The sequence below is a fragment of the Streptomyces sp. NRRL F-6676 genome (genome assembly GCF_000725625.1).
In the GTDB taxonomy this organism is placed as follows: domain Bacteria; phylum Actinomycetota; class Actinomycetes; order Streptomycetales; family Streptomycetaceae; genus Streptomyces.
Genome location: NZ_JOHS01000029.1, coordinates 129,712 through 141,967 on the forward strand (window position 1 = coordinate 129,712; position 12,256 = coordinate 141,967).

General features: G+C 75.0%; 7 protein-coding genes. 4 read left to right on the top strand and 3 right to left on the bottom strand.

Annotated elements, in window-relative coordinates:
* Positions 1 to 3 precede the first annotated feature (3 nt).
* Positions 4 to 2,754, top strand: coding sequence for a substrate-binding domain-containing protein (locus tag IO29_RS19315; protein ID WP_030376837.1), 2,751 nt, complete (start codon positions 4 to 6; stop codon positions 2,752 to 2,754).
* Positions 2,751 to 4,148, top strand: coding sequence for an extracellular solute-binding protein (locus IO29_RS19320; RefSeq protein WP_030376836.1), 1,398 nt, complete (start codon positions 2,751 to 2,753; stop codon positions 4,146 to 4,148). The genes IO29_RS19315 and IO29_RS19320 overlap by 4 nt, the downstream gene beginning before the upstream one ends.
* 46 nt (positions 4,149 to 4,194) lie before the next feature.
* Here IO29_RS19320 and IO29_RS19325 read toward each other — a convergent pair whose 3' ends face one another.
* The gene (locus IO29_RS19325; protein WP_158709292.1) at positions 4,195 to 8,595 is read right to left on the bottom strand and encodes an NACHT domain-containing protein; all 4,401 of its coding nucleotides are present in this window, start codon (positions 8,593 to 8,595) and stop codon (positions 4,195 to 4,197) included.
* Between the two features lie 68 nt (positions 8,596 to 8,663).
* Positions 8,664 to 8,849: a hypothetical protein gene (locus tag IO29_RS19330; RefSeq protein WP_030376834.1), complete on the bottom strand. Its 186-nt coding sequence runs from the start codon at positions 8,847 to 8,849 to the stop codon at positions 8,664 to 8,666.
* A 159-nt stretch (positions 8,850 to 9,008) separates the two neighbouring features.
* Here IO29_RS19330 and IO29_RS19335 point away from each other — a divergent pair, with 159 nt between their 5' ends.
* Positions 9,009 to 10,382, top strand: coding sequence for a helix-turn-helix domain-containing protein (locus IO29_RS19335; protein ID WP_030376833.1), 1,374 nt, complete (start codon positions 9,009 to 9,011; stop codon positions 10,380 to 10,382).
* A gap of 153 nt (positions 10,383 to 10,535) precedes the next feature.
* Complete coding sequence (locus tag IO29_RS19340; protein ID WP_030376832.1) at positions 10,536 to 11,297, top strand: DUF4142 domain-containing protein; 762 nt, start codon at positions 10,536 to 10,538, stop codon at positions 11,295 to 11,297.
* A 33-nt stretch (positions 11,298 to 11,330) separates the two neighbouring features.
* On the opposite strand, the gene IO29_RS19345 is transcribed toward IO29_RS19340, so the two are convergent.
* On the bottom strand, positions 11,331 to 12,256 hold a 926-nt coding region (locus IO29_RS19345; protein ID WP_037840564.1), incomplete at its 5' end, for an NADase-type glycan-binding domain-containing protein.

The window sequence follows — 12,256 nt, forward strand, 5'->3', positions numbered from 1 at the left end:
CCCGTGGACCCCTTCGACCCGCGCGGACACGCCAACCGCGCGCTGCTGGTCGGCGTGTCCGCGTACAAGTACACGAAGCCGCAGCCCGACGGCGTGCCCGGCCATCTCCCGGCCGTGGAGCACAACGTGGTGCGGCTGCGGGACGTGCTGCGCCGGGGCGGGGTGTTCGCGGACGGGGAGATCACCGTCGCCCGCTCACCCTCGCAGGAGCGCTTCGGGCACGCCCTGCGCACGGCGGTGCGGGACGCCGAGGGGCTGCTGCTGTTCTACTTCGCCGGGCACGGGGCGATCCCGAGCGCGGGCAACGAGCTGTTCCTGCAACTGCGCAACGCCCGCGTGGTCGCGGGTGAGCACGCGGTGTTCCCGGGCGCGGACGCCTTCAGCAGTGTGCTGACGGAGCTCGTGACGAGCCGGGCGCGGCACGTGGTCGTGATCCTGGACTGCTGCTTCGCCGGCAACGCGGCCCGGGTGTGGGAGACGCTGCCGGACAAGCGGCGGATCTCGCTGCTGATGAGCGTGCAGGCCAACCACCGCATCGACGCGGGCCCGGACAGGACGCCGACCCCGTTCACCGAGCAGCTGGTCCACCTGCTCGGCAGCGGCGACCCGGTGGCCTTCCAGGACCTGTGGGAGCCGCTCCACAGCCATCTGAGCGCCCACCACCGCACGCTCCGCGAGGAGCCCTGGGACCCGCAGAGCAGGACGGCGGGTGAGGAGGACGTGCTGCTGGTGGCGGGGTCCGCACGGGGCCCGTCGGTACCGATCACGGGCGCACCGGAGCGGAACACCACCGGCCCCGGCCCCGGCCCCGCCCCCGAGCCGCACCTCCCCGTTCCCCGGCCGCCCGTCCGCGAGCCGTTCCCGCGGCGACTGGCCACCGCCCTGCTGCGGACCGGCCAGGTGACCCTCGCCCTGACCGGCCTGGGCAGAGGTCTGCGGGACCTGGACAGGGGCTCACGGCAGGACCCGGGAGGCCCCTTACGCGAGCCGGTTCCGGGCGGCGCCCCCCGGGAGCCGGTCCCGGACCGCCCCGGCCCCCACCCCCACCGCACCCGCCGCATCGCCGCCGTCCTCTCCCTCGCGCTCGCCGTCCTCGCCACCTCCCTCGGCGGCTACGCCCTGTTCGGCCCCGGCGGCGACTCCTCCTGCGGACCGCCCCTGGAACTGCGCGTGCTGACCGACCCCGACCTCGAACAGGCCGTACGGGACGCGGCCGACGCCTACCTCACCTCCGACGCCAACACCGGCTCCGACGGCTGCCGTCGCACCGGCATCACCGTCTACAGCGCGGGCGCCGCCGATGTCGTCGCAGCGCTGCGGCAGCGGACCGAGGACTGGCGGGACCCGCGCGACGAGGACACCAACCCGCAGCGCGACATCGGCGCGCAGCCGGACGTGTGGATCCCCGCCTCCCGCGCCGACGTCGCCCGCGTCACCGCCGAGCGGGACACCGACTCGTACGCCGCCGTCCTGCGCACCCTCGGCACGCTCGCCCACTCCCCGCTCGTCCTCGCCGTGCCCGACCGGCTGGCCGCCCCCGCGGGCGAGCGTTCCGGCCGTACCCTCGCCGCCCTCCTGGCCGCCCTCACCGACCGCGACCGGGACGCCGAAGTACGCCGCCCCGACCCGGAGTTCACCGACGCGGCGCTGCTCTCCACGATCGGTCTGTACGGCCCGGCGGGGGACGGTGCGGCCGCCGGGGAGCAGCGTGTCGCCCAGGCGGGACCGCCCTCGTCCACCGCCGCCGACCTGCTGTGCGCGCTGCCCGAGAGCGGCGCCGTCGACCGCCGTACCACCGCGCTCGTCCCCGAGTTCCTGCTGCGCAGCGGCATCGGCTGCGCGCACACCACACGGGTGGGGCGCACGGCCGAGTACCCCTCGGACGTCCCCGGCGTCGAGCCCGCCTTCGTGCACGTCCACTGGGACGACGCCGACCGCGACGAGCCGCGCCGCACCGGGGCGGTCGAGGACTTCTACCACTGGCTGGAGCGACCGGACGGCGGGCAGCGCGTGTTCGGCGCCGCCGGGTTCCGCGCCGCGGCCGGCGGCCACGCGCTGCTCGACGACGGCCGGACCGCGCACGGCGTGCTGCGCGAGCCCGGGGCGCTGCCCGGCGGGGCGGACCGCGAGCCGATGGAGTCCGCGCTCGCCTCCTACCGCGGCGCGCACGGCCCCGGCCGGGTGCTGTTCCTGCTGGACAGCTCCGGTTCCATGGGCGGGCAGTGGCAGGGCCCGAGCGGCGGCCCCGGGATACTGAAGCAGTCCCTCGGCGGCCTCGGCGACCAGGACGAGTACGGGGTGTGGGGGGTGGCCTCCGAACCGGGCGCCGAGAAGCCGTACCGGACGCTGCTCTCCTTCGGCCCGCACCGGCGCGCCGCGGCGGAACGCACCCTGGACCGCGAGGCCGCCGTGCGCGACGCGGAGTCCGACCCGTACGCCGCGCTGCGCGCCGCGCTCGACGACATGACGGGCCGCGGCACCGACGACGACCGGCCCGAGCTGATCGTCTACCTCACCGACGACGAGGACGACGACCGGCTCACCGGCGCCCGCCTCGACACGCTCCTGGACAAGGCGCGCACGGCCGGCGTCCCGGTGGCGATGGTGTCGCTGGCGAACGGCGGCTGCGCCCCCGCGCGCCCCGACGCCCGGATCTCCGAGGCGAGCGGCGGCCGCTGCCTGGACGCCGGCGGGGACGTCGGCGCGGGCCTGAAGGACGAGGTCGCGCGGACGGGGACGGGGGAGGACGGATGAGGGGAGCGTGCACACGTAAGGTGGCCGCTCTTGTGGCGCTGCTCCTTTTCGGCGTCCTCGCCGGCTGCACCGGCGGGGGCGGGCCCGGGCCCGGGACCGCGAGCGACACCGCGCACGACGAGCCCGGCGACATCGTCGTGGCCAGCGGCCGGGACGTGACCGGCAGGGACGGCGTCCGGCAGCAGCTCATCGAGGCCTGGAACCGCGTCCACCAGGACGACGGCTTCCGCGCCCGGCTCGTCGAACTCCCCGGCTCCGCCGACGCCCAGCGCAGCCAGCTCCTCGGGGCGTTGCAGTCGGGCAGCGCCCAGTACGACGTGGTCAACCTGGACGTGACGTGGGTGCCGGAGTTCGCCGCCGCGCGGCTGATCCGGGCGCTGCCCGAGGACATGATCGAGAAGGACGTCGTCCCCTCGGTGGCGGGCACCGCCCGCTGGGCCGGGAAGGTGTACGCGGTGCCGTTCAACAGCGACGTCGGCCTGCTGTACTACCGGCGCGACTATCTGCGCGCGGCCAATGTGCAGCGGCGCGACCTGGATCACCGGCATCTGTCCTGGGAGCAGTTGCAGGGCCTCGTCCGGACCGTCGGCAAGAAGCCGCCCAAGGGCTACGAGAAGGGCTGGACGACGCAGCTGGACGCCTACGAGGGCCTTACGGTGAACGCGCTGGAGGCGTTCGCCAGCGCCACGAAGGACTTCTCCCTCACGGACGGCGAGGGCCGGTACGACGGCACCGTCGACGAACTGACCGCCGGGATCGTCGAACTGGGCAAGCGCACCGACGAGCTGTACACGCTCGGGAACGCCGTCCGCTCCCGCGAGGACACCTCGCTGGCCGACTTCGCGGCGGGCCGCACCGCGTTCCTGCGCCACTGGCCGTATGTCTACCGCACGCTGCACCAGTCGTTCGACGCCGACCAGGTGGGCGTCACGCGGCTGCCCGGGCACGCGGTGCTGGGCGGCCAGGACCTGGCGGTGACGGCGTCCTCGCCGCGGGCCCGGATGGCGCGGGAGCTGGTCGCGTTCCTCACCAGCGAGGAGAGCGAACGCTGCCTGCTGGACGCGGGGTTCGCGGCGACGCGCGAGTCGGCGTACACCGACGACGACGTCACCTGCCGCCTCGCCGACGCCACCGGCGCCACGCCCACCCCGTCCCCGACGGGGGAGGGCGCCGACCGCATGCCCCGCGACCGCGCCGGCCGCCCCGCCTACGCCCGCGACACGCTCCTGCCCGCCCTGAAGAGCGCGGTGCAACGCCCCCGCACCCCCCTGTACGGGGCCTTCACCCAGACGTTCACCAAGGAGCTCGGCCCCCTGTTCGGCGACTCCCCGCCGAGCGACGCGACCCTGGCCCGGCGGCTGGACGCGGCCCTGCGCAGGGCGTTGGGGGACTGAGGGGGCCGTCCGCCCGCTGCCGTGTCCGCTACGGCTGCCGTGTCCGCTACGGCTCGGGAAGCGCCGGCAGCGCCGGGTTCCCGGCGCGGTGGCGGACCACCGCGGCCCAGGACGCCTCCGGTTCGGTGGCGAGGGCGGCGCGGGCGCCGGTGAGGTGGTTCACCGCGCCGTCGGGCCGCCCGCGGGCCACCGTGACGGCCGTTCCGGTGAAGGTACGCAGGAGGGTCGCGCCGAGCGCGAGATAGGCGCGGACCTGGGCGACGACACGGGCCGTCCCGTACTCCTCCGGCGGCACGGCGGGCACCCGGCCCAGCGCCGCCTCCCAGTCGTCCGCCTCCGCCGGTCCCTGCGCCACGTCGGCGATCCAGCGGGCGACGGCGGGGGCGGTCGCGTCCTCCAGGCCGGCCGCGTGCCGGGTCTGCGCGGAGAGCACGGCCCGGGCATCGTCCTCGATCATCCGCTCCGCCAGCCGGGGAAGTCCGGTGAGCCGGTCGAGCGCGCGGTGCGTGGCCAGGCTCATCACCGCGCGCAGCAGATCGCGGGGCAGCCCGCCGGAGAGTATCTGGCACAGCCACAGGAACGGGTCGGGCAGCCAGACGCCCCGCAGTTCGAGCAGTTCCCGGGCCTGCGCGAGGTCGAGCGGGCGGACGGCGACGACCCGGTCGAAGGCGCTGTCGAAGACGGTGCGCACATCGAGCAGATGCCGGCCGAAGGCGGTGAGCGCGTCCTCGGATACGGCGACGAGGAAGTGGCAACCCCGGATGCCGAAGACGGCCTTGAGGTCGTTGAGGAAGCGTTCGGCCTCCTGCGCGCTGCCGACCTTGTCCAGCTCGTCGATCCCGATGACGACCCGCCCGCCGAGCGCCCGCCGCTCCAGCGCCACCTGGTCGAGCAACTCCCGGAACCGCCCGACCAGTTCGGGGTAGGTGAGGAGCTGCCGGGTGTGCTGGGTCTGCCCGGCGTCGGAGACCTGGAGCCCGCCGGGCAGGGCGAGCTGCGCGGTACGGCCGTGCTGGTACGTCAACTGGTAGTGCAGCAGCCGCAGATGCGCGGCGGCCGAAGCTTCGGCGCCCCCGCGCGGAGTACCGCGACGGCGGCGCGGTCCGCCCGGCCCGGTGAACGGGGTGAGCGACCAGCCCACCCCGACCGCGACGAGCACCGCGCCGGCCGCGACGAGCAGGGCGTGCGGGTGGCCGGTGACCCGGTGGGCGGCGGAGGCCAGCTGCGGCCGGAACAGCGTGCCGAGGACCAGGGCGAGACCCGCGAGGGTGGTGAGGGCGGCGCCGGCCCGGTGCAGCAGCGCGGTGCGACGGCCGGGGACGGGGCCGGGCCGCCCGTCGGCGCCGGGCGCCTCCCCGGTGATCGCCCGGCACACCTCGGCGAACAGGTGGACGAGGAACTCGCGGGGGTCGTACGAGGTCGGCGCGGGGACGAGGACGAGCAGGTCGTCGGCGGCCGAGGTGGGCCCCGGTGTGCAGAACCGCTGCATCAGGCTCGACTTGCCCGCACCGCGCGGCCCGCTGATCCCGATGCTCGCGCTGTCGAGTTCGCGCAGGTGGTAGTCGATCTCGGCGGTGGCGGAGGTGCCGACGAACTGGTCGGAGCGGCGGCTCCCGGTGAGCCGGGAGGGATCGACGGTGGGCAGCACGGGCACGGCGGCGGTGTCGTCCCCGGCCCGCAGCGACCCCCGCAGCAACGGCATCAGCCCGTCCCGCGCGACGGCGGTCAGCCAGTCCTGCCGCGCCTGCCGCGCGGCGTCCCGGTACCGGGGCTCCGACGACTCGGGCCAGTCGTCGGGGTCCTCGCTGTGGGCGGCGCGGGTGCGGGCGACGTACGGCCGGGCGTAGAGCCAGGCGAGCGCGAGGAAGAGGGCGAGGGTGCCGGCGGTGTAGGCGAGGTAGGGGCGGGCGTGGTCGGGGACGAGGGGCAGGAAGAGGGCCACCAACAGAGGGGAGAGCGCGCCCGAGACCGCGAAGCTGAAGAGAATGAGGAAGAACGTGCGGTCCCAGGGCGACAGGGCGAGGGGGCCTGCGGCCCCGGAAGAATTGTCCGGTCTCCAGCGGGGCAGCAGGCGCCCCTGGCTCAACCGCCCGTTGTCCTGAGCCACGCCGAACAACGCGACACTCGCGACGAGACCCATGATCGCGTTGGGGTCGCTGAGCAGGCTCTCCCCGGCACCGGCGGCGAGGGCCACGGCCGCGGTCGCCACCACACCGGTGCCGTACCACCGGGTGATGGTCGGCAGCGCCCACAGCGGGCCGCGCAGTGAGATGGCCATCCGCCACCGCGCCTGCCGGTAGCGGTCGTACGCGGACCGGCCGGCGTCCGCGACCGCGCGCAGTTCGTTGTCGAGGACGGAGGCGACGCGGTATCCGAACCGCTCCGCCTCGCGCTCGTACGTCTCCGCGTCGCCGTCCGCCGTGTAGGTCAGGTAGGCGACGGCCTCCGGCAGGGCGACGGTCTCCTCCCGGATCTCCGTGGCCGCGAGCTGCACGGCCCGTACGTGGGGAAGTCGGTGCGCGCCTCCGGTGGCCAGCGCGGTGCGGACCCGGTCGTTGCGGAACGCGTGGCAGCCCCGGCCGTAGCCGTCGGCGCGGACCAGGAGACCGTGCGTCTCCGCCGTTGTCAGGAACCGGCCCAGGGCCAACGGCAGGTCCCCGCTGAGGACGAAGCGGAGATGGGTCAGCCGGTACCGTCCCCAGGCGCTGCCCACGAGGAGGAAGGCGGCGAACACGCCTGCGGGAAGGGCGATCCGGACGTGCCACGGAAGCGCCTGCCACCCGCCGTGGTCCGTGGTGAGTGCGGCCGGAAGGCAGAGGAGAACGGTGGACGCGCAGGCGTTGGCGAACGCAGTCCGGCCGTTGACGCGGAGATCACCCGCCGTCCGGTGCGCGGAGGGTTCGGTGTCCGCGCGCGCGGCGGTGACGACGTATCCGGCGCACAGGCAGGCGAGGAGGAGGACGAGACCGGAGGGCGAGGGCAGCACCGGGAACCGGGCACCCGGCAGGTCGGTCACCGGGGCGCTCCAGACGCACACGAGTACCACCACCACCGTGGCCGCGACATGGAGCATTCCGGGGCGCACCAGCCGTACGGGTGTGCCGCGCACCTGCGGGGTGAACAGCGAGGCGGGCGCGCCCAGAAGCAACAGCGTCCAGGCGACCCGTCCGCCGACGCGGGGCTCGGCCACGAACGACAACAGCAGCGGAACGCCCACCAACACCACCGCGAGCGCCGCCCACAGCTTTCGCGAACCGTACTTCTTCGCCATCCGCCACCACAGCAGCAGCCCGTCCTCCTCGCCGCCCATCGCGTCGGTGAGGAGTTCCAGGCGCTGCCGCCGGTTGCTGCCGCTGTGACCCTCGATGGTCGCGGTCGGGTCGGCGGTGTCGAGGACGCGCTGCCGGATCGCGTCCTCGTCGGGGAAGCGGTCGCCGGTCAGTTCCTCGGGGTCGCGGGGGCTCGGGTCCGCGTAGCCGCTGACCGCGAGGGAGAGCAGCCAGGGGGAGGACAGGGCGTGGGCCAGGGGGCCGTCGGGGTGTGCCTCCAGGGCCCGGGCGACGGGGGCCCAGCGGTCCCCGCCCACGGCGGTGAGGTGGCTCGCGACCGCAGAGGCCGGGAGCGGACCCAGCTCCACCGCCGACCCGATGGTCCGTTGCCGCATCACTTCGGGCGCCTCCCCACGGGAGGTCACGACGTGGCCCGTGGACCGGGACAGCCACCCCCGCAGCTGGGTCGCGGCCGTCTCGCGCTGCGGCTCGGGAATCGCGTCGAACCCGTCGAGGACGGGCAGGACCCGCCCCCCGGTCACCAGGGGCCGTACGTCGCTCTCCTCCAGGCGGTAGCGCCCCGCGAGCGCGGAGACGAACCACTCCTGCACGCCGGTGGCGGCCGGGTCCCAGGTGGAGAGGTCGGCCAGGACCGGCACGGGCTCGCCGTCCTGGTGGTTCTCGGCCCGGTCCAGGACGAACCGGTGGGCCGCCGTGGTCTTCCCCGAGCCGGGCGGCCCCATGAGGACCGTCCGCCTGCGGCGCCGGTCCCTGTGCAGCTCCGCCAGGCTCCAGTACACCGCCGTCCCGGAGGGGGCGTCCGGCCGGGCGGACGGGCCGACGACGGTCAGCCGTGGCGAGAGCACCCCGTCCAGCCGCCGCAGCGCGTCGGACTCGATGGCGCGGACCTGGGCGAGCAGCAGGGCGGCCGACTGGTCCGGAAGGCGCCGGCGCAAGAGGCCCGGGGTGGGCCTCCCCCTGACGAACAAGGCCTGCAACAGGGCGGGCGCGGACGCCAGCGCCCCGCTGAGCGCCACCAACGCGACGACCGTGCCCCACGACGCCGACGGCCGGAGCCCGTTCATGAACAGCGCCGTCGCCCCGACGGCGACCAGCGCCACCCACCCCACGACCAGACCCCGGCGCGAAACCCCCCGCCCCTCCCCCGAGTTCACCACCGGCGCATCATCGCGCACCCGGTGGCCGAAGGGCCAGGAATACGGGCGGAATCACCGCCCGGCGGCGGTCACCGGCCCGGGGCCGAGACCCCCGACACTCCCGACGCCCCCGTGCCGTCCACCTGCCGCACCGTCGTCGTGCCGTCGTCGCCCGCGCGGGCCGGGCCCGCGTTGGCGGCCAGGAGCAGGGCGGTCACGGCGATGAGCGCGGCGCCGAGTCCTCTGACGTATCGCGCGGACGTGCCTCGGGTCATGGGGAACCTCGCAAGGTCGACGGGCGAACGGCGGGCGGCGACCGGGCGGCGGCGCCGGCGCCGGCCGCATGACAGTGCCGCGTTAAGCGTGTTTAATACGGCGCTTAACGTAGAGCCTGTGGGAGCCTGACCACAAGGGATCCAGGGGGAGTTGGGGCTGTGGCGGAACATGCGGCGGGAGAGCAGGAGGACCGTGACCGGCCGGAGGTGATCGGCCGTCGGGTGCAGCGGCTGCGCACGGCCCGGGGGCTGACCCAGCGGCAGCTCGCGGAGCCCGCGTACACCCCCGCGTACATCTCCACCCTGGAGGCCGGCCGGGTGCGCGCCTCGGACCCGGCGCTGCGGCACATCGCGGAGCGGCTGGGCGTGGCCTTCGAGGAGCTGGCCACCGGGCGCCCGCCCCATCTGGCCACCGATCTGCGGCTGCGGCTGACCGACGCGCAGCGGGCGCTGGCCACCGGGGAGGCGTCGGTGGCGGCCGAGCGGTACGCCGCGCTGCTCGCCGAGGCGGAGGAGCACGCGCTCCCCGCCGAGCAGGCCGCCGCGCTGCTCGGGCTCGGCGAGTGCGCCATGGACACCGGTGACGTCACCGAGGCGCGTGAGTTCTTCGAGCGGTCCGAGCGGTGTCTGGCGGACGCGGGGGCGCCGCTGCCGGCCCGGGTCCCGGCGGTGCGCGGCCGGGCGGTCGCCCACTATCTGGCGGGTGAACTGCGGTACGCCTGCTATCTGCTGGAGACGACTCTCGACGAGCTGAACCGGTCGGGGCTGCACGATCCGGACGCGCTGCTGCTGCTGTACGCGAGCGCGATCGGGCCGTACATGGACATGGGCACGCACGCGCGGGCCGCCCAGGCCGCCGAGTTCGCGCTCGCGCTCGCCCCGCAGGTGGAGGACCCGGCGCTGCTCGCCCGGATGCACCGCTCGGTGGCCCGCACGCTGATCGCCGAGGGCCGTATCGCCGAGGCCGACACCTCGCTCGCCAAGGCCGCCGAGCTCTACCGCCAGCTCCAGATCCGCACGGAGCTGGCCAACTGCCACTGGATGCGCGGATATCTGTACGCGCAGGACGGCAGGCTGGAGCGGGCGGAGAGCGAGCTGCGGGAGGCGCTCGCGATGCTGTCGGAGAAGCGGGCCGCGCTCTACAGCAGCCAGGTCGCGGTGGAACTGGCGGACGTCCTGCACCGGCGGGAGCGCTCCGAGGAGGCGTCGGAGCTGCTGCACGGCGTCCTCGGCGGCCTCTCCCCCGAGCGCGGCGCCGTGCACGCGGCCGCCGCGCACCGGCTGCTCGGCATCATCGCGGAGGACGCCCGTGACACCGACACCGCCGAGGAACACTATGTGCGGGCGCTGAGCCTGCTGGAACGCGCGGGCGCCGCCGGCGACCTGGCCGACCTGTGCCGTCTGCTGGGCGACCTGCTGCGCCGCACCAACCGCGTCGAGGCCGCCCTGGACGCGTACCGCACCGGCCTCGGCCACCGCACCGCCCCCGGCACCACCACCCTGGGCCCGGCCCCGGCCCAGCCCCCGCTGTAGCCGCTCCGGGCCGGTGAGGGGGGCTGTGACGCGTGACACGTGGCGGTGCTGGGGATTTTGCCTTCCCTTTAGGCGCTTGCGTGCGACCCGTCCGTATCTCTGGGCGTCCGGCTCCGCCCGCGGTGGAGCGATGACGCGAGCAGGAGAGGTGCCATGGGCATTTCACGTAGCGCGGCGGGAACCCTCTTCGTCGGAGGCGCCCTCGCCCTCACCATGGCGGCGATCGCCTACCCCACCATGCTGGGGTTCCAGACGACGGCCTCCCAGTCGAGCCGCGTGATCGCCAACCCCCCCAGCGGACCGCTGACCGAGGCCGACCGGGACTTCGTGGTGAAGGTGCGCGCGGCCGGGCTGTGGGAGCTGCCCGCCGGTGAACTCGCCCTTCAGAAGGGCACCACCGAGGCCGTACGGACCGCCGGCCAGCATCTGGTCAACGGGCACGCCACCCTCGACGAGGCCGACCGCAGGGTCGCCCAGCAGCTGAACATCGCGCTGCCCAACCAGGCCAGCCCGCAGCAGCAGGGCTTCGTGGCGACGCTCAAGTCCGACAAGGGCAAGCAGTTCGACTCCGACCTCGCCAACATCCTGCGGGTCACCCACGGGCAGATCTTCTCGACCATCGCCAAGATCCGTGCCAACACCGAGAACACGCTGGTCCGTCAGCTCGCCAACCAGGCCAACATCACCGTCCTGGACCACATCACGATTCTCGAGGCGACGGGGCTGGTCAACTTCAACCAGGTGCTCTTCCAGGAGACGACGCCGCCGAAGCTCTCCCAGGACCAGCTCACCCCGCCGCCCGCCCAGCCGGGCACGGCCGTGCAGCCGCTGACGCCGCCGCCGAACTTCACGCCCCCGGCCACGGTCATCCCGGCGACCCCGGGCGCCGGGAACGTCACCAAGCCGGCGGGCTGAGCCGGGGGCCGGTGTTCCCGGCCCCCGGCCTCCTCAGGAGCGGCTCGCGTTCGACGGGCCGAAGAACTCGATCTCGGCCAGCGCCACCTGCTTCTTGCTGGAGAACGCGTACGACGACTCGATGGTGAAGCGGACGGCGACGACGTCCCGGGCGCGGAAGGCGCGGCGCTGGGCGCCGGCCGCCTGGTCGAGGTTGAGCGTCCGGGTGGTCGTGCGCCCGTCGGACGTGGTGATCCGGGCCTCGACGAGGTGCGGCAGGGCGGACTGGTTGAGCTGGTCGGCGTGGGTGGAGACGCCCGAGGTGATGAGCAGGTCGAGCAGCCGCGTGGGCTGCGTGAAGCGCGCCTCCACCCACTGGCCCTGGCCGGACTCCACCACACCCGGGCCCCACCAGGTGTTGCTGAGCTTGTCGAAGACGAGCTCCGGCTTGTGGCCCGGGTACGAACGGGAGGCGCGGACGCCGTCCGGCGAGACCGGGGCGCGCTTGGCGAAGTGGTCGCGGGTGGCCTGGACGCCCTTGGGGATCTGGAAGCAGGCGAAGATCAGCCCGGTCAGTACGAGTGCGGCCACCACCCAGGTCAGGACCCGGTCGAAGGTGCGGCGCAGCCGCGGGCGATCGCCCGCCCACGGCGCCTCGCGATTGCGGAAGTCCGTGATCCGGCGCCACCACGGGCGGTGGAGCGGGGCCGTGTGGCCGTCCCCGGCCAGGGGCATGGCGCAGCGGACGCAGTAGTGGCGGTCCGGGTGGTTGGGCGTGGAGCACCAGGGGCAGGGCGGTCCGCCCTGCGCGCCGGGGGCGTGCCCGGGAGCGCGCACCTCGGGGCGGTCGGCCACGGGGACGCCCGGCAGCACCGGGGCGACGTTGGGCTGCGGGGCGGTGCGGGGGCCGGGATCGGCGACGGGGACGAGCAGCGAGCGGGCCCGGTCGGACAGGACGTCGGGGGCGGGGGTGGGGGTGG

Bases quoted from the DNA above. Each gene is read 5' to 3' on its own strand.
- IO29_RS19320 (WP_030376836.1), top strand. From the start codon at position 2,751: ATGAGGGGAGCGTGCACACGTAAGGTGGCCGCTCTTGTGGCGCTGCTC.
- IO29_RS19340 (WP_030376832.1), top strand. From the start codon at position 10,536: ATGGGCATTTCACGTAGCGCGGCGGGAACCCTCTTCGTCGGAGGCGCC.
- IO29_RS19330 (WP_030376834.1), bottom strand. From the start codon at position 8,849: ATGACCCGAGGCACGTCCGCGCGATACGTCAGAGGACTCGGCGCCGCG.